Origin of the sequence: Vibrio sp. 2CM40D (assembly GCF_023161825.1) — a bacterium.
GTDB lineage: Bacteria > Pseudomonadota > Gammaproteobacteria > Enterobacterales > Vibrionaceae > Vibrio > Vibrio alginolyticus.
Genome location: NZ_JALNTL010000001.1, coordinates 298,505 through 320,759, shown reverse-complemented (window position 1 = coordinate 320,759; position 22,255 = coordinate 298,505). Strand labels below are relative to the sequence as shown.

The window sequence follows — 22,255 nt, the reverse complement described above, 5'->3', positions numbered from 1 at the left end:
CCAGAATTACAGCTACAATACTCGGAGCCAGAAACGTACCAGTTTCAAGAAACATATCCGCCAGAGTTGGAAGCTCCAAACCTGGAAGATGTTCAAAGGCTATTAAGTCAGCTTGAAGCAAGCAACCCAGTGGCTGAGTTGGATATTGATAGTATTCTTGAACAAAATACGATTGATATTGCAGCAGAGATAAAAGCGGCTGAGCCTGAGGTACAAACCTTTAGTGAGGTGCCTGAGCTTCAGGGTGTTGAGGAAATACAGGACTGGGTGATTGATGAGCCAGTTTTTGAGGAAGCGCAACCAGAGGTGGATGAACCTCACGCAGTGATCGAACAAAGTATCAATATAGAATCGAACGTCGATACTGAACTCGAAACACAAGCAGATTCCGATATACCAACGGTCTGGGAAAGCACGAAGCGAAGTGAGGACTTCCAAGTTCTTTACTTTGATGTGAATGGTGTCACGTTTGCTGTACCTCTTGATGAGTTAGGTGGTATTCATCGCATTAGCGAGCTTAACCATTTGATAGGAAAACCCGCCTGGTATTTGGGGCTACAAACAAATCGCGAGCAACAGTTTGATGTCGTCGATACCGCGAAATGGGTGATGGCAGATAAGCTTCGTGATGATAGCTATAAAGATAACTACCAATATGTCGTCATGCTTGGTGAGAGCATGTGGGGGTTGGCCAGTAACCAATTAATGGGGACGGAAACGCTTAATATCGACAAGGTTCGCTGGCGTGAGCAGGCGGGTAAACGCCCTTGGCTAGCGGGCATGGTAAAAGAAAAAATGTGTGCCTTAATTCATGTCCAGGCGCTCATTGACATGCTAAACGCCGGTTTAGATGTCAAATCACTGAATTAGATTTAAGTCGGGAACGACATTAACGAGGATTAACTATGTCTCAAGCTTTTGAAGTAGAAGTGAAGAAAGATGCATCGAATGACGAAGTTCTTCAGTGGGTGACGTTCCAGCTAGAAGAAGAAACGTACGGCATCAACGTAATGCAAGTTCGTGAAGTACTTCGTTATACTGAAATTGCCCCTGTTCCAGGTGCACCAGATTATGTACTTGGTATCATCAACCTACGCGGTAATGTAGTTACTGTTATCGATACACGTTCACGTTTTGGCCTGATGGAAGGCGAAGTCACCGACAACACTCGTATTATTGTGATCGAGTCTGAGCGTCAAGTGATTGGTATCTTAGTAGATAGCGTGGCAGAAGTCGTTTATCTGCGTTCTTCTGAAATTGATACGACGCCTTCAGTTGGTACCGACGAGAGTGCGAAGTTCATCCAGGGTGTGAGCAACCGTGACGGCAAGCTTCTTATCCTTGTGGATTTGAACAAGCTGCTAACAGATGACGAGTGGGACGAGATGGCTCACCTTTAATGGCTGAATGATGATGGCTGAAGAGACTCTTTTATCTGCCCCATTCCTTGCGGGTGGCGTTGCTTTTATCGTGTTGGTATTGGTTGTTTTGCAACTGCGGATTCGCTCGGGGTTACAAAAGCAGTTAGATCAACAACGAGCTCAATCTCGACACGCAGATAAAGAAGTGCAAAAGTTGAGTAAGCAGTTACTCGAAGTGCGCTCGGTTGTTGTTGGTCTTGGACAAAAAGTGACCGAGCAACAAGACATTATTCAGCACTTAAACGAGAGAATTCGCGAACTCGAACACGCTGATACTGATGGTCGCTTGTACAGTCGCGCTTCTAAAATGGTACAGCTTGGCGCTGATATCAACGAGCTGATTGAAGAGTGCGAACTACCAAAAGCCGAAGCTGAGTTGATGCTTTCACTGCAGAAGAAACTGGCGGGGAAAGAGAAGATTCCACCATTAAGTGGTCAGCCATCAGATGACTCAGAATATCCAACGCGTGGACGTCGTCGACGCTAAAGGTTATCAAGCGAAAAAAAGAGGCGTTATTACGCCTCTTTTTTTGTTTTTAGCCTCTAATGCTCTTCTTAAATACAACCCTAGACAACCTTCAGTCGATCTTGCTCTTAGTTCTGGCCTCTCAAATTCAAAATGAGCGCTTATAACTACTTATAGTTAATTTTATTAAAGTGTGATGATTAATTAACAAAAATACATGAACTTACATGTAACCTAGCCCTCTTATCCTGTTTTGTCATAACTAAGCTGTGCTAATATAGCGGCTCGTTCATTTTTTAGTTGAAGCTCTATGTTAGAAGTGTCTAACCTGACAGCAATCCGTGATGAAAGGGTTCTGTTTGAAAACCTGCAGTTTGAAATTAAGCCTGGTGAATTGGTCCAGATCGAAGGGCGTAATGGTACTGGTAAAACTACATTGCTACGGATTGTGACAGGGTTAGGTGATAGAGAAGAAGGTGTCATTAAATGGAAAGGCGAAGAGGTTGAAAAATCTCGTGATGTTTTCCATCAAGATCTGCTTTTCTTAGGACATCAAACAGGAGTGAAACGAGAGCTTACCGCATTAGAAAACTTACGTTTTTATCAATCTATTCAAAATAATCGCTCTTCAGACGAAGAAATCTTCATCGCTTTGACTCAAGTAGGATTAGCTGGTCGAGAAGATGTGCCTGTAGCACAACTTTCCGCAGGTCAGCAACGACGAGTCGCATTGGCAAGGTTATGGCTCAGTAAGCAAATTTTATGGATCTTAGATGAGCCGTTGACTGCCATTGATAAGCAAGGTGTCAAGGTGCTTGAATCTTTGTTCGCAAGTCATGCTGATAATGGCGGTATTGTTGTGTTGACGACGCATCAAGATATGTTTGCGGACAGCCCGAAACTTAGAAAAATAAAGCTGGGTGACTGATATGATTTCCTCGATGACCACCATCATTCGTCGTGAGCTCCTAATCGCATTTCGCCGTCAGGCAGACATTCTGAACCCGCTGTGGTTCTTTATTATTGTCATTACTCTCTTTCCTCTGAGTATTGGACCAGAACCTAATTTGTTAGCACGTATTGCAGCGGGCATCGTTTGGGTTGCCGCATTGCTGTCCGCCTTATTATCATTAGAGCGTCTATTTCGTGATGATTTTCAAGACGGTGCACTAGAACAAATGATGCTAATGCCGATTCCATTGCAACTTGTCGTGGTTTCAAAGGTCATAGCACATTGGTTGTTAACAGGGTTACCTCTGATTTTAATTAGCCCATTATTGGCGGTTTTACTTTCGCTCGACTTCAATACTTGGCTATCGGTTGTATTAACCTTGATGATCGGTACACCAACACTAAGTTTTATTGGCGCCATTGGTGTGGCGTTGACTGTTGGGTTGCAAAAGGGTGGCGTTCTTTTGAGTTTGCTTATTCTTCCGCTCTACATCCCAATTTTGATTTTCGCAACATCGGCAATTGATGCTGCGGCACTCGGTATGGCGTATAACGGTCAACTAGCGATTTTAGGTGCGATGCTAATGGGGGCGATGACATTAACGCCTTTTGCCATCAGTGCCGCATTGCGAGTTAGTGTTAACTAACTCAATAAAGTGCCAATGAAGCGGCGCTTGATCAAAGAATTATTATTAAAGCACTGCTACGGTCTCAACCCTTTAGACAGTGTCCCTGAAGTAAGAGTGAGAACAAAACATGTGGAAATGGCTACATCCTTATGCCAAGCCAGAAGCAGCTTATCGTTTGAGTGGTAAGTTTCTGCCTTGGTTTTCTGTATTGGCCCTCGTATGCTTATCGGTTGGTACGGTTTGGGGGCTTGCATTTGCGCCTTCAGATTACCAACAAGGTGACAGTTTCCGAATCATCTACATTCATGTCCCATCAGCTATTTGGTCTATGGGCGTTTATATGTCGATGGCGATCGCTGCATTTATTGGCCTAGTATGGCAAGTTCGCCTATCTGATATGGCGGCACTTGCGATGGCTCCGATTGGTGCAGTATTTACTTTTATTGCTCTACTTACAGGTGCTGTTTGGGGCAAGCCTATGTGGGGCACTTGGTGGGTATGGGATGCCCGTCTTACATCTGAATTGATTCTTCTATTTCTCTACCTTGGTGTGATTGCGCTTTACCATGCGTTTGACGATCAAAAAACCGCCGCAAAAGCTGCTGGTATTTTAGCGATCGTAGGCGTAGTAAACCTACCTATCATTCACTTTTCCGTGGAATGGTGGAACACGCTTCATCAAGGTGCGACGATCACGAAATTTGAACAACCTTCTATTTCATCCGACATGCTTTGGCCGTTATTGCTGAACATCTTTGGCTTTGCGTTCTTCTTTGGTGCCGTGACGATGGTCCGTTTTCGTAACGAAATCATCAGTAAAGAAAGTCACCGCCCTTGGGTGCGCAAACTCGCAACAGAACAAACTCAGTGAGGTAACTGATTATGCATTTTGAATCTCTGAGCGACTTTTTTGCCATGGGTGGCTACGCATCATACGTATGGAGTGCGTTTGGTATTACTTTCTTATCCATGCTGATTCTTCTGATCACTAGCCTTCGCCGCGGTGATGCATTATTGAAAGAAGTGAAAGCAAAAATTGACCGTCAAGCTCGTATCGACGCAGCGAAGAACATGGAGAACACCTTATGAACCCGAGACGTAAAAAGAGGCTAGGTATTGTACTAGCGATCTTTATCGGTATTAGTGCCACCATTGGTTTGATACTTTATGCGCTTAACCAAAATATGGACCTTTTCTACACTCCAACGGAATTGGTTAATGGTAAGCCAGATGGCACCAAGCCAGAAGTAGGCCAGCGTCTGCGTATCGGTGGAATGGTGGTTGTGGGCTCAGTTCGTCGAGATCCTAATTCTTTGAAAGTGAGTTTTGACCTGCACGATGTCGGTCCGAAAGTGACGATTACCTACGACGGTATTCTTCCTGACTTGTTCCGTGAAGGGCAGGGTATTGTTGCTCAAGGCGTACTGAAAGATGCCACGACAGTTGAGGCATTTGAGGTCCTAGCGAAGCACGATGAAGAATACATGCCACCAGAAATTGCAGAAGCGATGAAGAAAACGCATGAACCGCTTCAATACAGCACCGAACAGATACAAGGAAGCGGCCAATGATTGCTGAAATCGGTCACTTTGCTCTCATTCTTTCGCTTGCAATGGCAGTGCTGTTGAGCGTATTGCCATTGTGGGGAGCATCGAATAATAACACCATGCTCATGAACACAGCGCGACCGCTATCTTGGTCTATGTTCCTGATGCTGTTGTTCTCTTTCGCCATTTTATGTTGGGGATTTTATACCAACGACTTCACGTTACAGTATGTAGCGAGCAACTCGAATAGTCAGCTTCCTTGGTACTACCGTTTAACCGCAGTATGGGGTGCGCACGAAGGTTCACTGTTGCTATGGGTGTTAATCCAAGCTGCTTGGACTGTCGCTGTAGCGACGTTTAGTCGTGGTATGCCGCAAGAGTCGGTTGCACGTGTACTTGCTGTTATGGGAATGATCTCAGTGGGTTTCCTACTGTTTATCATCCTAACGTCAAACCCATTCCTACGTACGTTACCGTTCTTCCCGGTTGACGGGCGTGACTTGAACCCTCTGCTTCAAGACCCTGGTTTGATTGTTCACCCGCCAATGCTTTACATGGGCTATGTTGGTTTCTCGGTTGCATTCTCTTTTGCGATCGCATCCCTAATGACCGGACGCCTTGATACGGCTTGGGCTCGTTGGTCTCGTCCTTGGACAACCGCAGCATGGGTATTCTTAACACTTGGTATCGCACTAGGTTCTTGGTGGGCTTACTACGAACTTGGCTGGGGTGGCTGGTGGTTCTGGGACCCAGTAGAAAACGCATCATTCATGCCTTGGTTAGCGGGTACCGCATTAATGCACTCTCTTGCCGTGACAGAAAAACGCGGCACATTTAAAGCGTGGACGGTACTATTGGCAATCTCTGCATTTTCGTTGAGTTTGTTGGGCACCTTCTTAGTCCGTTCCGGTATTTTAGTATCGGTGCACGCGTTCGCGTCTGACCCGTCGCGCGGTATGTTTATTCTAGGCTTCCTCGTTTTCGTTATCGGCGGCTCTTTATTGCTGTTTGCCGTAAAAGGGGCAGCAGTGCGTGTACGAGGTAACTTCGACTTAGTCTCACGTGAAAATGCGCTCTTAGCCAACAACGTATTACTTATCGCCGCTCTTGTTGTGGTGTTAGTGGGGACACTGTTGCCGCTCGTACACAAGCAGCTTGGTTTGGGGTCGGTCTCTATCGGTGCGCCATTCTTTGATATGCTATTTGCGTGGTTAATGATGCCATTTGCTTTCCTGCTTGGTATTGGCCCTCTTATTCGTTGGAAGCGAGACAATTTATCTAAACTTGTGAAGCCAATGCTCGTTTCAGGTGTGCTTGCTTTCGCCTTGGCCGCGCTATGCGTGTACCTGTTTGCCGATTTCTTCTCAACCATGGCTTACATTGGTTGGGTGATGGCGATTTGGATTATTGCGATGCATGGCTTTGAACTGTACGAGCGCGCAACGCACCGTCATAGCTTTAGTGAAGGTGTTCGCAAGCTGCAACGTAGCCACTGGGCAATGATGTTGGGTCATGTTGGTCTGGCGGTATCTGTTATCGGTATTGCGATGGTACAGAACTACAGCATCGAGCGTGATGTACGTTTAGCACCTGGCGAACACTTCCAAATTCAAGGCTATGATTTCTACTTCTCAGGCTTGCGTGATAAAGATGGTCCAAACTACGATGGCTACATCGCAGACTTTGAGATCACACATGATGGCAAATACGTGAATACGCTTCACGCAGAGAAGCGCTTCTACCGTACGGCTAAGTCTATGATGACTGAAGCAGCCATTGACCGTGGTATTAGCCGCGACCTATACATTGCAATGGGTGAACGTTTAGACGACAACCGATCTTGGGCTGTTCGTATTTACTATAAACCGTTCGTTCGTTGGATTTGGGCTGGCTCTTTGATTATGGCATTAGGCGGCGCACTAGCGATTTCTGATAAACGCTACCGCTTCCGTAAATCGCCGAAGAAAAACGCGAAGTCAAAAGAGCAGGAGGCATAACATGAATAAGAAAATCTTATTTATTCCGCTTGTCGCTTTCATGATTCTAGCGGGCATTTTCGCAACCCAATTAATGCGTAACCAAGAGGGCGATGATCCAACTAAATTGGAGTCGGTTTTGGTTGGTAAGCCAGTTCCTGAATTTCATTTAGAAGACCTGGCTGAGCCTGGAAAACAGTACGACCAATCAATTTTTAAAGGTGAACCGTTGCTCTTGAACGTTTGGGCAACGTGGTGCCCAACGTGTTATGCAGAGCATAAATACCTAAACGAATTGGCGGGTAAGGGCGTTAAGATCATCGGTATGAATTACAAAGATGATCGTAATAAAGCAATAGGTTGGCTGAATGATCTCGGCAACCCGTACTTGATCAGCCTATTTGATGGCAGTGGTATGCTTGGCCTTGACCTTGGCGTTTATGGTGCTCCAGAAACATTCATTATTGATGCAAATGGTGTGATTCGCTATCGCCATGTAGGGGATGTAAACCCACGTAATTGGTCAGAAACACTGGAGCCGCTTTACAACAAATTGGTTGAGGAGGCGAAGCAATGAGAAAGCTAATTCTTGCCGTTTTTGCTGCGATGACATTATCTCTTGCTGCTCATGCGGCCATTGAAGTGTACGAGTTTGATAATTTGGAACAAGAACAGCAGTTCAAAGAGTTAAGCCATACGCTCCGTTGCCCTAAATGTCAGAACAACACGATCTCGGATTCTAACGCTGAACTTGCTCAGGACTTACGCCATAAGGTGTACGAAATGACCAAAAAAGGTAAGTCCAAAGATGAGATTGTTGATTACATGATCGCCCGTTACGGTAACTTCGTGACTTACAACCCACCATTTACGGTCGCGACTGCGATTTTGTGGCTAGGGCCACTCGCTGTAGTACTGGGTGGTTTTGGTTTGATTGTGCTGCGTAGCCGTAAATCTAAAGTTAAGGCAAAAGCGAGCAGTGACGAGCAATGGGATGAGCAAAAAGAAGCTCGTTTAAAAGCATTGCTTGAAGAAGAGAACAACGGAGATAAGAAGTAATGACACTATTTTGGATTTCCACCGTTGTTCTCACGCTTATTGCTTGTGCGCTGGTGGCTTTGCCGCTGCTTAAACAAAAAGCGAACAATGATGATGTGTTACGCGATGAGCTTAACAAGGCATTTTATAAAGACCGACTATCTGAGCTTGCAGAAGAAACTGACGAAGGTCTAGTTGAAAGTGAAGACGAACTGATTTCTGATCTAAAGCAATCACTGCTTGACGATATCCCTGGTGATAGAGCGCAAAAAGAAACCAAGGTTTCTCCAATCGCAGTTTTAGTTCCATCGGTAATTCTGACGGTGGTGCTGAGCTATGGTTTGTATTATAAATTTGGCGCGTCAGACGATATTGTTCAATGGCAAGAAGTGTCTGCAAATCTACCTGAGTTATCGAAAAAGCTGATGTCGGCTTCTTCTGAGCCGCTGAGTGACGATGAAATGGCGGATTTGACCCTTGCCCTTCGAACTCGCTTACATTACCAGCCGGAAGACTCGACAGGTTGGTTACTGCTAGGTCGTATTGCGTTAGCAAATCGTGATGTCACCACAGCTATCGATGCGATGGAAAAATCGTACCGCCTAGAGCCAAAAGACCCAGATGTGATGTTGGGTTATGCACAAGCTCTGATGCTGTCTCAAGAGGAAATGGATCAAGCGACGGCTCGCTCATTACTCGGCAAGCTGATGCAGCAAGACTATGTCGATCTGCGTGTGTTTTCTTTGTTAGCGTTCGATGCGTTTGAGCGTCAAGACTTCCCGGCTGCCATCAAGTACTGGGGAATCATGCAGCAAATGATTGGTCCAGAAGATAGCCGCTACGAGATGTTGTCACGCAGTATTGAGAGTGCTCGTAAGCAAATGGGCGAAGCGGTTTCACAGGATAAGAGTGTAGCTGTGACAATTGATGTGGCACCAAATGCTCAGTTGGATCCAAACGCAGTTCTGATTGTGTCAGTACATCGTTCAGATGGCTCCCCAATGCCTGTGGCTGCTGCTCGTTATCCGCTAGGTACTTTCCCTCGCACAGTCGTATTAGATGATGGCAATGCCATGATGCAAGGGCAAAAGTTATCTTCACTCGATAAGCTAATCGTCCGTGTGCGTGTAGATTCTGACGGTAACGTAGCAACGCGTGATCAAGATTGGCACGGAGAAAGTGACGTCGTTGAATTTGGCGCACCAGTAGAAGTGACCATTGATCAGCAGTATTAATTGTTAACATCTGTCTCTGAAACATGATAACGAGGTAGAGTCAGTTGCCTTTAGTGGTATGACTCTAAACGATCGAGTAGAATACCGAAGGCCAGCGATTGCTGGCCTTTATTTATTCCCATATCTGAGTCATCTTTACTATGTATCCTGCTCAACATACGTACAATGGTTAATCGGGGTGACTTAGGTACATTAATAGTCGTTATGGAAAATAAAATGTATAACAAGGGTAAATCTACCTTCTTGTTGCTGTTAGCCGTTGGACTGGTTGGCTGTTCAAGTGCGCCTGATGAAGCAGTAACAGGACAAGAAACAAATCAAACGACTTCTGATGTGTATGACCCGTTGGAAGGCTTTAACCGAACCATGTGGGAACTCAACTACGAATATTTAGATCCGTATTTGGTTCGTCCTGTATCACTTGCGTATGTAGAATACACGCCAGTTCCTATTCGTTCTGGTATCGCTAACTTCTTATCGAACTTAGATGAGCCAGCAAGCATGGTTAATAACTTAATCATGGGTAATGGTACGAAAGCCGTGGACCACTTTAACCGTTTTTGGATTAACTCGACGTTCGGTATTTTCGGTTTATTCGATATTGCAAGTGCCGCGGGTATTACGAAGTACGACGAGAAAGCGTTCAGTGATGCAGTAGGCCACTATGGTGTTGGAAATGGTCCTTACTTCATGGTTCCAGGTTATGGTCCGTATACCTTACGTGAAGTGACAGATACCGTAGATAGTACGTATTTACCCCTCTCTTATCTCAACTTCTGGGCGAGTTTGGGTAAGTGGGCGTTTGAAGGAATGGAGAAGCGTGCTTTATTAGTACCGCAAGAAGCGCAGCTAGACTCGTCGCCGGATCCATATATTCTAACTCGCGATGTTTATATCCAGCGTCAAAACTTTAAAGCAGAAGTTGAAACGGTAGAAGAAGTTAACATCGAAGAAGAAGAGTATTTAGATGAATATCTAGAAGACTTTTAAGCGTTGTTCTTCACAATAGAGAAATGAAAAAAGGCTTAGGCGATGCTAAGCCTTTTTTGTATTTTGCAGCTTGGTTAGAAACGGTAGTTTGCTTGAACACCGATTAGCCAAACATTACCCGTAGTTTCGCCTACGAATTGGCCGCCGACTTGTTCTGCAGTGTCGTCTGACTTGTAACCACGAGACTCAACGATTGGTGCGTCTTTCGCAAAAATATAGGTGAAGCCAGCGTCTAGGCTGAAGTCTTTCGTCCAATCGTACGTTGCGCCAATACTTAGCCAAGTGCGGTCAGTTTCTGGAATAGTAATCGTGCGGTTTTTGTCGCTTACCGCTGAAGTATCGTATGCAATACCAGTGCGTAGCGCTAGCTTAGGATCAAGCTGGTAAGTAGCACCAACAGCAAAGCGATAGTTGTCTTCCCAGTTTTCTACTTTAACCATATGCGTGCCAGCAGTATTTAGACGTGCTTCCAATTTCTCGAAAGAGCTCCAATCCGTCCAGTTAACGCTTGCGTGTAACGCAAGTTGGTCTGTTACTTGGTGGAAGCTTGCCAACTCAGCCGTTGCAGGCAGGTTTAGATACATGTAGCCGTTGTCGCGTTCAGAAGTACCGAAGCCAAAACCAAGACCTTCAGCATGGCCTTCAAGCTTCAGTTCAACTTCAGATTTATACGCGAAGCCGATACGGTTATTTTCATTGATCTGCCATGCTGTACCAACTTGCCAGCCCCAAGCGGTATCGTCACCTTCCATGTATTTTAGAGCGGTACCTTGAGGAACACTGATTGGTTGATTAGTTTCAGGATTTAACCCTACAACGTTATTCTTAGGAGCTGCTGCGCCAAAGCTGCCTTCGCCGATGATGTAACGGATACCACCACCAACGCTGATTGATTCATTGACTTTGTAAGCTGCGTTTAAGTTCGCTTCCATTGTCGTTACGCTTGCTTCGTTACCGAAGTGCGATGCACCAAAGCCTTTACCTAAATCGGTTTCCATGCCGTAGTTGGTGCCAAATGCCAAACCAATCGCGAATTTCTCATTATATTGGTGTGATAGGTAGAAGTTTGGAATGATTGCATCATGTGCGAAGTCATCTGAAGATGCAGAAGAAGTGCTACCGTGGAAGTTTACATCACCTTCAATATCAATATTTGGGTTCACATAGATTGCACCAACGGACACTTGAGTGCCTTCCAAATAAGTTAGCATTGCTGGGTTACGCCATTGTGCACTTGCGTTGTCAGCCATTGCAGCTTCACCAGCATATGCTCGACCTAGGCCTGTTGCAGAATATTCAGCAAGTTGGAAACCTGCTGCGTTAGCCATGCCCGTTGTGCCAAGTAGGCTTAATGCCACTGCTGTTGATAGAAGAGTCTTGTTGGTTTTCATTCGAATGTTCGCTGATTTGTTTATAACGTGGGACGAAAGTTTAAAGGTAGAGTTTTTACTTTAGAAATGAAAATCCAGCGTAAGTGGTCTTTTGAAATATTATCCTTTCAAATGTTATTTTTGCGGTTTAATAATCTAACTGTGAAAGGCTTGTAAACGGAATTCAGCGAACAGCTGTGCGTCCTAATTGTGAGATTTAGATACACGTGTTCACTCAAATTGAGTGAGCAATAAATCGCAGATATGAAAAAAGGCTGGAAATCCAGCCTTTTATATAAAGTATTTTTCTACTAACTAACAGCGAAGCGTTTAGAAGCTACGGCTGTATTGTAAGCCGAATAGAATTGCATCAGCATGAGTTGTTGCTGTTACACCGGTAGAAAGACCAGGAGCTAATTGAGTATTCTCATTAACTTTTACATCTTCACCTAACAAGTACGTGAAGCCAAAATCGATGTTTGAGCTATTATCAATATGGTAAGAGAAACCTGTGGAGAACCACTGGCGATCTGAGTCTGGTACCGAGATAGACGTTACTTTATCTTGAGCGCTTGTGTCGTACATGTAACCAGCACGAAGTGTCCAGTTGTTGTTTAGGTAGTAAGTACCACCAATTGCGTAGTGCCAGCCATCTTGCCATTGATAGTCTTTCGAGTAACCACCTTTAAGTAAACCCTGATTTAGGTTCTCAAAATCAATTTGGTCGAAATCTTTCCAACCGATGTATTGGATGCTGTAGTGTACAGCAAACTTAGTGTCTTGGATTTTGTGGAAACCAGAAAACTCGGCCATATCTGGTAGAGGTAGCGTGATTTCCTGACCTTTGTCGTCTTTTGCCGTAAATTCAGGGCTGTAACGATACGCTAGACCAAAACGGTTGTTTTCATCTAGTTCGTACACAGTACCTACGTTAAAACCAACAGCCCAACCATCAGCTTTATCTACGTCCAGAATTTTTTGACCGCCAACCCTTGGGACTGAAGAGCTAGTTGTACGCTTCATTGTGCCTTGGCCGTAGATTAAATCTAAACCAGCACCAAAGCTCCATTGTTCGTTTAAACGGTAAGAACCCGCCAATCCAAAGTTGAAGCTTTTTACATCCGTAAGACCACCGTACTCTGTTGCGGTGTAGTTATCTGAAAATTCAGTTTTAGTGCCGAAATTAGAGTATGCGTTTACGCCCCATGCAAACTTGTCATTTACTGGAACGATTAGGTGAATGTTTGGAGCTATTGACGTATCACCCACATCATCAGTATCAGCAACACTTACAGTATTGGAGCCCAAAGGAGTATTAACGTTATATTTCGCATCTTTCACTTCAATCATTGAAGTAATGCTTTCGAAACCTAGCGACAGTTCCATTTTATCAAACAGAGCCATTGCTGCTGGGTTACGAGCCATTACTGCTGCATTATCTGCGATTACTGCATCACCAGCAAATGCACGGCCGATGCCAGTTGCTGATTGAGCGTTGATTTGGAAACCCGCTGCCATCGATTGACCTGAGGCAAAAGCTACCGTTACTGCTAGGAGAGTCTTTTTAAACAGACGCGTGTTCTGAGTCATTTGTTTTTCCTTATTAGATTCGTCTCTTTGGACGATAAATTGAGCTTTTGCTCAGTGGCGCAGATAGTAGTATCAATAATTGCTTGGACAAATCCGACCATTGGATAAAATTGAATAAAAATTGCAGAAATGATGTCTAAAAGACGGGAAATTGCACTTAAAATGCATAATTTAGAGTTTAAGCTCTAAATGGTATAGCGGTGGTGAATGTTTTGCGTTCTATTTATACAAAAATGCCGCTAAATAAGATCATTTAGCGGCATTTAACCTTTTGAAGGCTGGAAATCGTCGAAGTTGTTACATCGGCTTAATCATTGATGCAAGAGTCGTAGCGAGCGCATCAATATTTTCACCTTCTTCCCCGACTAAAATCAGGCTTGAACTCCCGACGGGCTGAACGATTCCGGTCATGCCATCCTTATTAAAGTCGGTACTTTGTTCGCTTGGAATACCAGTAATAAATAACGTTACTTTACCTTTTGGACCTTGGAACACCATATGCACCGCATTGGATTCACCAAAACCGCAGTGGTTTAGGTAGTAAACGTGATATGGAAAGTTTTCACTAAACTGGTAATGAAATGGCGACATTTTCGCATTAATTTGCGAGCTCGGTACATCCTCATCAAGATGACGAACAAACGGTTCTTCATGAATAACGTGTTTCATCGCGGTATCCGCTAAACTGGCTTGTGCTGGAGACACCAAAACATTTCCCCAGTTTACTTGACCAACTAATAACCCTGCGGTGAACGCAATAGAAGCAGCAAGTGCCATTGCTTTGCGGACAAAGTTTGGTCTTACGACCTTCTCTTCATCAAGTGCACTCGACGTCTGGCTAAATAAAATCTTATCTGCGAGATCTTCGGGTACATCCACATTCATGGCTTGTTTAATTTTTACATCGAGATCCAAAACGTCATCAACAAACTTATTGTTGGCGTCGCTACCAGCTAAAGCTTGCAGAATCTCTTCATCCTTTTGTTTTGGATCCGACAAAATACGACGACGAAATTCTAAATCATCCATTCTTTTGTCCTCTCTTGGTATCTTGAGAATCCAACATCTCTTTAAGTTGATTACGAGCGCGAAATAGTCGAGTCATCACTGTGTTTTTATTTAAATCAAGAATGTCGCCAATTTCTTCTCCACTGAAACCACCGACAACTTGGAGAAATAAAGGCTCACGATATTCAACATCGAGCTTCATGATCTGTGCCTGCAGCCATTCTTGCTGATGATGTGAGTCATCGCTGACTTTAGCATCATTGCCGTAATCATCGATATCAACTAAATCAAATTGTTTACGTTCGAAGCGGCGCGCATTTTCTCGTCTCAATATTGTGATGAGCCAAGACTTGGCAGCTTTTTCCTCTTGGAGGCTATCGAGTGACTTCCAAGCTCTAAGACAGGTTTCCTGAACTAGATCTTCCGCGACCGCTTTATCTTTGCACAACCAATATGCGTAGCGGTACAAGTCACGATGATACCCTCGGACGAGCGCTTCGTATTTTCTTTGCTTGTCCATATCAGAGTTGACCGGACTGTTGGAATTTTTCTTTCCAAACATTTTTAATATGGCCACAGGAGCCTCCATCCTCGCTCTGTGAGTTTCTTATTTGTTCTGAGCATGACTTTACTTGCTTCATCGCTTAGCGGTTTTGGTTGCAGGATTTGTCATGCAACCCCTTTGACACAATAAGCCATGTGGTTATCTAAAAGTGTATACGCAAATGTCAGATATCATCGAACACGAATTGATATATATTGTTAACAATATCATCATTAGTAATCAATGGCTTGGATAAGTTCACTCGATGGAGCATTAAAAGGGACTTCTGATGGTGGATTCTTGAATTATTTTGAATCAATAATCGCTCTAGGTGAGCTTAAAACTCGTAAAATCACTATAAAATTGATCTATTTCAAAATATCAAGCAGTGAAGGGGTTATAGTACACCTTGTCATCTCGTTAGTCATTGCGACTAACATGTTGAGCAAGATGACACTTCCTTTTGAAGGCTGACTTTACTTTCTCCTAATCAGGAAACTGATTACTTTTCAATTGGCGTAAGTTAATTGTTTTATAGATATTCCGACCACACAGTTATGTGTGGTTTTTTTTTGCTTCGATTTTACTTTCCGTATACCTCTTACCGTTTTAACTCTCTATAGTTAACCATTAGTAATCGCATAAGAATCAAAGAAGTAGAGTAATTGAACTACTTGCTTCACGTTTATTTAAACGCACGTTTGATAAATTTAACAAATTCATTACAATGCATCAGGTCAGACCTCTTGTATTTAAGGAGAAACAATGGGCAAGCAGGAAGTAAAAACACGCAATGGTGAGCGTGTCGCTATTGTCGCGGGGCTTCGAACTCCCTTTGCTCGTCAAAGCACGGAATTTAGCCAAGTGCCAGCGGTCGATTTAGGGAAAATGGTAGTAAGCGAAATGCTTGCTCGAACAGATATTGATCCGAAGCTAATCGAACAAGTGGTATTTGGACAAGTAGTACAAATGCCTGAAGCGCCAAACATCGCACGAGAAATCGTGTTAGGCACTGGTATGAACATCCATACTGATGCATACAGTGTGACTCGAGCGTGTGCGACGAGTTTTCAAGCGGCGGTTAATGTCGCAGAAAGCATCATGGCGGGAACCATCGATATTGGTATTGCTGGCGGTGCAGACTCTTCTTCCGTCCTGCCTATTGGCGTATCAAAGAAACTGGCCGCTAATCTGCTTGCTCTTAGTAAGACAAAAACAATGGGTCAGAAGCTTAGTATCCTCAAAAACTTGAGCTTTAAAGACCTGATGCCAGTGCCACCAGCAGTAGCAGAGTACTCTACGGGTTTATCCATGGGACAAACTGCAGAGCAAATGGCTAAAACACATGGTATTTCTCGCGCAGAACAGGATGCGCTTGCACATCGTTCTCATACGCTGGCTTCTCAAGCTTGGAAAGAAGGAAAAATCCAAGATGAAGTGATGACGGCTTTCCCTGAACCATACAAAAAGTGGATTGCGGAAGACAACAATATCCGTCATGACTCAACGGTTGAGGGATACGCGAAATTGCGACCTGCGTTTGATCGTCAGTATGGCAGTGTTACGGCTGCGAACAGTACGCCATTGACTGATGGTGGTGCGGCAGTGATGTTGATGCGAGAAGGTAAAGCGAAAGAGCTCGGAATGGAGATTCTTGGTTACATCCGAGGTTATGCATTCTCTGCTATCGGCGTGGAAAAGGACATGCTGATGGGGCCGACTTATGCCACAGCGAAAGTGCTTGAAAATACAGGCTTGGAACTGTCAGACCTGACGTTGATCGACATGCACGAGGCCTTTGCTGCTCAAGCATTGGCGAATGTGAAGATGTTTGCTTCCGATAAGTTTGCTCAAGAAAACCTTGGTCGCTCAAAAGCGATTGGTGAAATTGACATGGATAAGTTCAACGTGCTTGGCGGATCAATTGCTTATGGTCACCCATTTGCTGCGACTGGTGCGCGTATGATGACGCAAACCCTACGAGAACTAAAACGCCGTGGCGGTGGTATTGCATTGAATACCGCATGTGCTGCTGGTGGTCTTGGTGCGGCAATGATTCTGGAGGTTGAGTAATGAGCGAGCAAAAAGCATTTAGTCTAAAGGTTGATGAGCAAAATATTGCTTGGTTAGCAATTGATGTTCCTAATGAAAAAATGAATACGCTGCAGGCGGCTTTTGCTGACGAAATGAAAGAAATTTTTGCTCAGCTAAAAGACTCCAGTGGTATTAAAGGGATGATCATCCACTCCCTAAAACCGGACAATTTTGTTGCGGGCGCAGATGTTCGAATGCTAGAAGCATGCACCACAGCAAGTGAAGCGGAAGACTTAGCAAGGCAAGGTCAGGATTTATTCCAGCAGCTATCGGACTTACCGTATCCTGTCGTTGCGGCTATTCATGGCCCATGTTTGGGCGGTGGTTTAGAACTGGCTCTTGCATGTGATTATCGTGTTTGTACGGATTCTGACAAAACGCGTTTAGGTCTGCCAGAAGTACAACTTGGTTTATTGCCAGGTTCTGGTGGTACTCAGCGTCTGCCACGTTTGATTGGCCTGTTACCGTCGTTGGACTTGATCCTGACGGGTAAACAACTTCGTGCGAAGAAAGCTAAAAAATTGGGCGTTGTGGACGCCTGTGTGCCTGACACCATTTTGCTCGACGTAGCAAAACAGTTTATCGACAAAGGTAAAAACAAGGGCACGAAAAAGCTATCGACGAAAGAAAAGGTGATGTCTGGTAGCGGGCTAGGGCGCAAGTTTGTATTTGAGCAAGCTGCGAAGAAAACGAATCAAAAAACTCGCGGTAACTATCCAGCAACGGTTGCAATTCTAGAAGTTATTCAACATGGCTTAGAGAAAGGCTTCGCTAAAGGTCAAGAGCTTGAAGCGAAGCGCTTCGGTGAGCTTGTGATGAGCTCAGAGTCAAAAGCGCTCCGTTCGATCTTCTTTGCCACAACAGAAATGAAGAAAGAAAATGGCACGGATGCGAAACCAGCACCAGTTCATAAAGTTGGTGTGCTTGGTGGTGGTCTGATGGGCGCCGGAATCAGCCATGTGTCTGTTGCAAAAGCAAAAGTACCTGTTCGCATCAAAGATGTTAGCAACGATGGCGTTTTAAATGCGCTCAACTACAACTACAAGTTATTTGAGAAACAGCGCAAACGTCGCATTCTATCCAAGGCCGACCTGCAAGCGAAAATGCTGCAACTGTCTGGTGGTGTCGATTTTACCAGTTTTAATCATATTGATGTCGTAATTGAAGCCGTTTTTGAAGACTTAGATCTTAAGCAAAAAATGGTGGCGGACATTGAAGCGAACGCTAAGACAGAAACTATCTTTGCGACCAATACTTCTTCGTTGCCTATCCACAAAATTGCAGAAAAAGCAGAGCGTCCAGAAAACGTAGTTGGTTTGCATTACTTCAGCCCAGTAGAAAAAATGCCGTTGGTGGAAGTGATTCCGCATGAAACGACGTCAGATGAAACCGTTTCAACAGTTGTTGCACTTGCTAAGAAGCAAGGTAAAACCCCGATCGTAGTGAAAGACAAAGCGGGCTTTTACGTGAACCGCATTCTTGCTCCATACATGAACGAAGCGGCGCATATTTTGTTGGCTAACGAACCGATCGAAAAGATTGATACGGCGTTGCTTGACTTTGGTTTCCCTGTCGGCCCGATTACCTTACTGGATGAAGTCGGTGTCGACATTGGCGCGAAAATTATGCCGATCCTGGTTAATGAGTTAGGTGACCGATTCAAAGGGCCGGATGTGTTTGATATCTTGTTAAATGATGGACGTAAAGGACGCAAGAGTGGTAAGGGCTTTTACACTTACAAGGGCAAGAAGAAAGATGTCGACAAATCGGTTTACAAACTGCTTAAACTCGACCCTGAATCTAAGCTAAGCGATAACGATATTGCGTTGCGCTGTGTGCTGCCAATGCTGAATGAAGCGGTACGTTGTTTGGATGATGGCATCATTCGCTCGCCACGTGACGGTGATATTGGCGCGATATTTGGTATTGGTTTCCCACCGTTCTTGGGTGGCCCGTTCCGTTACATGGACCAATTTGGTATTAAAGAGCTCGTAGAGAAAATGAATGAGTTTGCATCGAAATATGGCGATCGTTACGCGCCGTGTGATGGTTTGCTTACTCGAGCTGGTGAAGGGACAACGTTTTATTAAACGTTGCTTCGGTAGAGAAAAAGGCTTGCCAGTGGCAAGCCTTTTTCATAAATAAGAAATGGTTACTTCTTCTTGTCTTTCTTATCTTTATTGTGGCCTTTACCTGGGTTGTCGTCCCCGTGAACGCTGCTGTTACCTTTTTTGTCTTTATCATTCCACTGCTTTGAAGAGCAATCATCTGAGTTGATAGATACATTGTCTCCGCTAAGGCGCACACAGTCGTCACTTAATTCGAAGCCATCGCCTTTGACTGAGATTTCAGCGTGAGCAGATGCCAATGGCAGTATAAGAGCCACAAGTAAAAGTGCTTTTTTCATGACTACCTCATTAAGTTATTTTTAGTGCGGTAATTAGAGCATAAGCCGCAATGGCGTAATTTCAATTTTCTGCCAATTATGGTGCCGATTCAATCTATGAGACCGACAACCTCATGGGTTTGTAGGTTCATTCTAGTAATCGACAATTTTATTTCTGCGCAACTAGATCACCCCAAGCCGCAATCTTTTGGCCGAAGTTGGAACTCTTCAATCGATCCTATTTCTTGTCCTAGATGGATGCGCGGAGCCTCCGAATGCGCTTGACCTTGAGAGTGCATGATCAAACGATTTGCAGTACGAGGTTTCAATTCGTTCACAACGAAGCGAATCATGTCTGCGCGCGTCAGCTTCTTCAACTCCGCCAGTACCTTGTCACGTTGGTTAAACTCAGTGTCCTTATTTCCTATCGCAACCCAAAGACGTTGAGCCCGTCCTCGAAGTGTGGTGTCCGGCGTTGCTATTTGGTTCCACAAGCCGCGCTTACTGCTGTGCCATTGGTAATCGTTTAACTCTAACAGCACCATATAAAAGGCATTTAAAAACTCATCGATTGAGGTAACCAGCTCGGCAGGTGCTGCATTAGGTGACTGCACATACAGTACAATACCAGGGTGACGATTTAGCGGCATATTGCCAGTGCCTACCATGTAACCTAATTGCTGCTTGGTACGGATTTCGTGGAAAAACGTTGCCGACATAAGGTGATTGGCCAATGAGTATAGCGCGATACTACGAGGCTCAATATCCTCGCACTGGTGGTAAATAACGACCGCGGAATCTTGCTGGTTACAATGCACCTCACGTTGAAAACTGCCATTTTTACCTAGCATAATGAGCGGACGAAGTGCCTCTTCATAACGTTGCTCGTTAACTCTTAGAGCATCCTTCAAGGTCGTAGCCATGTCATGGGCTTGCTGGCGTTGCCAGTCTCCGTAAACAAACATTTCAACGTGCAGTTCTGCAAGAATGGATTCTACGAATACCGAGAGTTCATCGACTTCGATTTCTTCTAGCGCTTCGACTAAGGTTGCGAAAGGCGGGTTATTGGGTTGAAGTAACCCAGTAAGTGCGTTAAACAGCTGCGAAATAGGGCGATCTTGTGACGCATTTCTCCAGTTTCGTAACAGTTGTTGTTTGATGGTTTCAAAGCGAGCAGGGCTGAAATCTCGAGAAGCAAAACGGTGCAGAATCATTTCTAGCAACTGAGGCAGCTTTTGACTGAACCCTGAGAGGGTTAAGGTCACGCCACCTTGGTGAGCATACATGTTGTAACCCATCCCTGCGATTTCTGCTTGATAGGTTTCTTTTGCTAGCGAATCGAGGAACATCTCTACACATAAGCGCGTTTTGACGATGTTCTTTGGTGATGCAACGGCATGAGAGCTGTCGATAGCGACATAAACGACACCTTTAGGCACGCGAAATTCGTCATCTTGCAAATGCCACAGCCGAAACCCTTCGAGATCCTCAATCAACTCTGGCAGTGAATCACCATTTTCGAGTGGCATGGGGTCGAGATCGTAGCAAATATAAGGGTTCTTTTCCGGTAAGACGAATTGCCAGCTTGGGTCGATTTGTTGATAGAAACGACGTTGGTCTTCACTAAAAGGTGTGACGGAGTACGGGGTAAAGTACCATTCGGCAGTACGGTTGTATTCCAGGCCTTTAGCAATCACAGTGACGCGTACATTATCGATGGTTAAGTATCGCAGCAATGAACGCTGTAACTCCTCATCGTAGCCCGCCATTTTGTAGTCACCATAAACCGTGTCTTCCGGTTGATAGTGCTGCATGTTGATCACCAGATGGCTGACGAGATCCATTGGGCGCGATGGCTCTTGGAAGCGAAAAGCCGATTCTAATACCGCTTGTTTTTCGAGATAGCGCCATTCATCTAACCCGTCTTGTTTGATCATCGAGAGGTATTGAAAAACTGCTTGAACGATATCATCAACATGATCTAAGCCGTTTGGCGTCAGGGTGCAGCTTACGGTAAAGTCTCGGTAGTTACTGCCACTCGCGCCGCCGCCCGCTGAGAGAGAAGTAATCCAGCCTTTTTCTTTGAGTTGAAGCATCAAACTGCCTTCTCCTTCATAACCCAACAGGTGAGCAAAGTAGGAGAGTGGCTTCACGCTATAATGCGCATCCATTCCCGGCATGGGGAATGTGAGAATCAGTTTACGGAACTCTTTGAGCGGCTCGACTTGAACCAAAATGCCCGTGCTTTCCTCAGTGCCTATCGGTACATCAATCGATTTTCCACGAAGGTGGTGATTTGGGATGTCGGCAAACATGGTTTCTACCCAAGCTTGCTGTTCATCGAGCGACTGTGGCCCAAATAGAGTCAGTGTCATCAAATCGGCGGAATACTGAGAGTGGTGAAACTCCACAATTTCGTCGCGGATGGATTTACCATCTCGGTCGCCAAGAGTATCTAAGTTTCCGACAGAGAATTTTGAAAACGGGTGCTCTGGATTGATGACTTCTTTGTTAACTTGATACAGGCGACGAGAATCATCATTGAGTTTGAGCTTGTATTCGGAGTCGACAGCCTGGCGTTCTTTGTCTAATGCTTCTTCGTTAAACAAAGGTGCGGTAAAGAATTGGCTAAATCGATCTAAGGCACTTTCAAAGGCATTTGGAGCAATGTTGAAAAAGAAACAAGTGTGCTCTGTACCAGTCCAAGCGTTGTTTGTTCCACCGTGTTGGCTAATATAGCTTTGAAACTCGCCCACTTTAGGGTATTTTTCCGTACCCAAAAAAAGCATGTGTTCTAAATAGTGTGCCAGACCTTGGCGATCGTTTGGGTCGTCGAAGTGTCCAACGTTCACTGCCAGAGCAGCTGCCGACTGTTGAGCTGTATCGGAATGAATCAGCAGTACACGCAGTTCATTGCTCAAGGTAATGTAGCGGTATTGATTTGAATCGTTAGGACTTAGATGCACGATGCGTCTCCAGATTTCGCATTACAGTAATTTAGGCTCCCCTC

General features: G+C 44.7%; 21 protein-coding genes. 15 read left to right on the top strand and 6 right to left on the bottom strand.

Annotation, left to right across the window (positions count from 1 at the left end; translation table 11 throughout):
- The 13 genes from MTF70_RS01480 to MTF70_RS01420 all read left to right on the top strand — a co-directional run.
- A partial coding sequence (locus MTF70_RS01480; RefSeq protein WP_248393831.1) for a chemotaxis protein CheW occupies positions 1-870 on the top strand: 870 nt, incomplete at its 5' end.
- Between the two features lie 35 nt (positions 871-905).
- Entirely contained in the window at positions 906-1,400 is a 495-nt protein-coding gene (locus MTF70_RS01475; RefSeq protein ID WP_005380507.1) for a chemotaxis protein CheW, read from the top strand.
- Positions 1,401-1,413: 13 nt separating this feature from the next.
- Positions 1,414-1,908 carry a DUF2802 domain-containing protein gene (locus tag MTF70_RS01470; RefSeq protein ID WP_025767176.1) on the top strand — a complete coding sequence of 165 codons (495 nt, stop codon included), beginning with the start codon at positions 1,414-1,416 and terminating at the stop codon, positions 1,906-1,908.
- A gap of 289 nt (positions 1,909-2,197) precedes the next feature.
- Positions 2,198-2,815 carry a cytochrome c biogenesis heme-transporting ATPase CcmA gene (ccmA, locus tag MTF70_RS01465; protein ID WP_005380511.1) on the top strand — a complete coding sequence of 206 codons (618 nt, stop codon included), beginning with the start codon at positions 2,198-2,200 and terminating at the stop codon, positions 2,813-2,815.
- Between the two features lies 1 nt (position 2,816).
- Entirely contained in the window at positions 2,817-3,485 is a 669-nt protein-coding gene (gene ccmB, locus MTF70_RS01460) for a heme exporter protein CcmB (protein ID WP_005380512.1), read from the top strand.
- A gap of 109 nt (positions 3,486-3,594) precedes the next feature.
- Positions 3,595-4,338: a heme ABC transporter permease gene (locus MTF70_RS01455; RefSeq protein WP_005380513.1), complete on the top strand. Its 744-nt coding sequence runs from the start codon at positions 3,595-3,597 to the stop codon at positions 4,336-4,338.
- An 11-nt stretch (positions 4,339-4,349) separates the two neighbouring features.
- Positions 4,350-4,556: a heme exporter protein CcmD gene (gene ccmD, locus MTF70_RS01450; protein ID WP_005380515.1), complete on the top strand. Its 207-nt coding sequence runs from the start codon at positions 4,350-4,352 to the stop codon at positions 4,554-4,556.
- Positions 4,553-5,038, top strand: coding sequence for a cytochrome c maturation protein CcmE (gene ccmE, locus MTF70_RS01445; RefSeq protein WP_025767177.1), 486 nt, complete (start codon positions 4,553-4,555; stop codon positions 5,036-5,038). Before ccmD ends, ccmE begins: the two co-directional genes overlap by 4 nt.
- A complete protein-coding gene (locus tag MTF70_RS01440) occupies positions 5,035-7,011 on the top strand; it encodes a heme lyase CcmF/NrfE family subunit (protein ID WP_017635943.1) in 1,977 nt (658 codons plus the stop codon). The genes ccmE and MTF70_RS01440 overlap by 4 nt, the downstream gene beginning before the upstream one ends.
- A gap of 1 nt (position 7,012) precedes the next feature.
- Positions 7,013-7,567: a DsbE family thiol:disulfide interchange protein gene (locus MTF70_RS01435; RefSeq protein WP_005380518.1), complete on the top strand. Its 555-nt coding sequence runs from the start codon at positions 7,013-7,015 to the stop codon at positions 7,565-7,567.
- Entirely contained in the window at positions 7,564-8,049 is a 486-nt protein-coding gene (locus MTF70_RS01430; protein ID WP_205461153.1) for a cytochrome c-type biogenesis protein, read from the top strand. The genes MTF70_RS01435 and MTF70_RS01430 overlap by 4 nt, the downstream gene beginning before the upstream one ends.
- Positions 8,049-9,263 carry a c-type cytochrome biogenesis protein CcmI gene (gene ccmI, locus MTF70_RS01425; protein ID WP_025767178.1) on the top strand — a complete coding sequence of 405 codons (1,215 nt, stop codon included), beginning with the start codon at positions 8,049-8,051 and terminating at the stop codon, positions 9,261-9,263. The genes MTF70_RS01430 and ccmI overlap by 1 nt, the downstream gene beginning before the upstream one ends.
- 216 nt (positions 9,264-9,479) lie before the next feature.
- Entirely contained in the window at positions 9,480-10,253 is a 774-nt protein-coding gene (locus MTF70_RS01420; RefSeq protein ID WP_005380523.1) for an MlaA family lipoprotein, read from the top strand.
- Between the two features lie 74 nt (positions 10,254-10,327).
- On the opposite strand, the gene MTF70_RS01415 is transcribed toward MTF70_RS01420, so the two are convergent.
- The 4 genes from MTF70_RS01415 to MTF70_RS01400 all read right to left on the bottom strand — a co-directional run bounded on the left by MTF70_RS01415 (position 10,328) and on the right by MTF70_RS01400 (position 14,810).
- Positions 10,328-11,644 (bottom strand): outer membrane protein transport protein, encoded by a 1,317-nt coding sequence (locus tag MTF70_RS01415; RefSeq protein WP_005380525.1) that lies wholly within the window; start codon positions 11,642-11,644, stop codon positions 10,328-10,330.
- A gap of 309 nt (positions 11,645-11,953) precedes the next feature.
- Positions 11,954-13,213, bottom strand: a complete 1,260-nt coding sequence (locus MTF70_RS01410; protein WP_005384451.1) for an outer membrane protein transport protein — start codon at positions 13,211-13,213, stop codon at positions 11,954-11,956.
- Between the two features lie 297 nt (positions 13,214-13,510).
- Positions 13,511-14,242, bottom strand: coding sequence for a DUF3379 domain-containing protein (locus MTF70_RS01405; protein WP_025767180.1), 732 nt, complete (start codon positions 14,240-14,242; stop codon positions 13,511-13,513).
- The gene (locus tag MTF70_RS01400; RefSeq protein WP_205461154.1) at positions 14,235-14,810 is read right to left on the bottom strand and encodes a sigma-70 family RNA polymerase sigma factor; all 576 of its coding nucleotides are present in this window, start codon (positions 14,808-14,810) and stop codon (positions 14,235-14,237) included. The genes MTF70_RS01405 and MTF70_RS01400 overlap by 8 nt, the downstream gene beginning before the upstream one ends.
- A 720-nt stretch (positions 14,811-15,530) precedes the next feature.
- Between MTF70_RS01400 and fadI the strand changes: the two genes are divergently transcribed.
- Complete coding sequence (gene fadI / locus MTF70_RS01395) at positions 15,531-16,838, top strand: acetyl-CoA C-acyltransferase FadI (RefSeq protein WP_025767182.1); 1,308 nt, start codon at positions 15,531-15,533, stop codon at positions 16,836-16,838.
- Positions 16,838-18,949 carry a fatty acid oxidation complex subunit alpha FadJ gene (gene fadJ / locus MTF70_RS01390; protein ID WP_005380532.1) on the top strand — a complete coding sequence of 704 codons (2,112 nt, stop codon included), beginning with the start codon at positions 16,838-16,840 and terminating at the stop codon, positions 18,947-18,949. Before fadI ends, fadJ begins: the two co-directional genes overlap by 1 nt.
- Positions 18,950-19,011: 62 nt before the next feature.
- Here fadJ and MTF70_RS01385 read toward each other — a convergent pair whose 3' ends face one another.
- Together MTF70_RS01385 and MTF70_RS01380 are read right to left on the bottom strand one after the other, a co-directional pair.
- Positions 19,012-19,266, bottom strand: coding sequence for a hypothetical protein (locus MTF70_RS01385; RefSeq protein ID WP_017635936.1), 255 nt, complete (start codon positions 19,264-19,266; stop codon positions 19,012-19,014).
- Positions 19,267-19,433: 167 nt separating this feature from the next.
- On the bottom strand, positions 19,434-22,211 hold the full coding sequence (locus MTF70_RS01380) for an insulinase family protein (RefSeq protein WP_205461155.1): 2,778 nt from the start codon (positions 22,209-22,211) through the stop codon (positions 19,434-19,436).
- Between the last annotated feature and the right edge of the window lie 44 nt (positions 22,212-22,255).

What these genes read in the sequence shown, in the direction of transcription:
- MTF70_RS01475 (WP_005380507.1), top strand. Translation starts at nt 906, where the DNA reads ATGTCTCAAGCTTTTGAAGTAGAAGTGAAGAAAGATGCATCGAATGAC.
- MTF70_RS01470 (WP_025767176.1), top strand. Translation starts at nt 1,414, where the DNA reads ATGGCTGAAGAGACTCTTTTATCTGCCCCATTCCTTGCGGGTGGCGTT.
- ccmA (WP_005380511.1), top strand. Translation starts at nt 2,198, where the DNA reads ATGTTAGAAGTGTCTAACCTGACAGCAATCCGTGATGAAAGGGTTCTG.
- ccmB (WP_005380512.1), top strand. Translation starts at nt 2,817, where the DNA reads ATGATTTCCTCGATGACCACCATCATTCGTCGTGAGCTCCTAATCGCA.
- MTF70_RS01455 (WP_005380513.1), top strand. Translation starts at nt 3,595, where the DNA reads ATGTGGAAATGGCTACATCCTTATGCCAAGCCAGAAGCAGCTTATCGT.
- ccmD (WP_005380515.1), top strand. Translation starts at nt 4,350, where the DNA reads ATGCATTTTGAATCTCTGAGCGACTTTTTTGCCATGGGTGGCTACGCA.
- ccmE (WP_025767177.1), top strand. Translation starts at nt 4,553, where the DNA reads ATGAACCCGAGACGTAAAAAGAGGCTAGGTATTGTACTAGCGATCTTT.
- MTF70_RS01440 (WP_017635943.1), top strand. Translation starts at nt 5,035, where the DNA reads ATGATTGCTGAAATCGGTCACTTTGCTCTCATTCTTTCGCTTGCAATG.
- MTF70_RS01435 (WP_005380518.1), top strand. Translation starts at nt 7,013, where the DNA reads ATGAATAAGAAAATCTTATTTATTCCGCTTGTCGCTTTCATGATTCTA.
- MTF70_RS01430 (WP_205461153.1), top strand. Translation starts at nt 7,564, where the DNA reads ATGAGAAAGCTAATTCTTGCCGTTTTTGCTGCGATGACATTATCTCTT.
- ccmI (WP_025767178.1), top strand. Translation starts at nt 8,049, where the DNA reads ATGACACTATTTTGGATTTCCACCGTTGTTCTCACGCTTATTGCTTGT.
- MTF70_RS01420 (WP_005380523.1), top strand. Translation starts at nt 9,480, where the DNA reads ATGTATAACAAGGGTAAATCTACCTTCTTGTTGCTGTTAGCCGTTGGA.
- MTF70_RS01415 (WP_005380525.1), bottom strand. Translation starts at nt 11,644, where the DNA reads ATGAAAACCAACAAGACTCTTCTATCAACAGCAGTGGCATTAAGCCTA.
- MTF70_RS01410 (WP_005384451.1), bottom strand. Translation starts at nt 13,213, where the DNA reads ATGACTCAGAACACGCGTCTGTTTAAAAAGACTCTCCTAGCAGTAACG.
- MTF70_RS01405 (WP_025767180.1), bottom strand. Translation starts at nt 14,242, where the DNA reads ATGGATGATTTAGAATTTCGTCGTCGTATTTTGTCGGATCCAAAACAA.
- MTF70_RS01400 (WP_205461154.1), bottom strand. Translation starts at nt 14,810, where the DNA reads ATGGAGGCTCCTGTGGCCATATTAAAAATGTTTGGAAAGAAAAATTCC.
- fadI (WP_025767182.1), top strand. Translation starts at nt 15,531, where the DNA reads ATGGGCAAGCAGGAAGTAAAAACACGCAATGGTGAGCGTGTCGCTATT.
- fadJ (WP_005380532.1), top strand. Translation starts at nt 16,838, where the DNA reads ATGAGCGAGCAAAAAGCATTTAGTCTAAAGGTTGATGAGCAAAATATT.
- MTF70_RS01385 (WP_017635936.1), bottom strand. Translation starts at nt 19,266, where the DNA reads ATGAAAAAAGCACTTTTACTTGTGGCTCTTATACTGCCATTGGCATCT.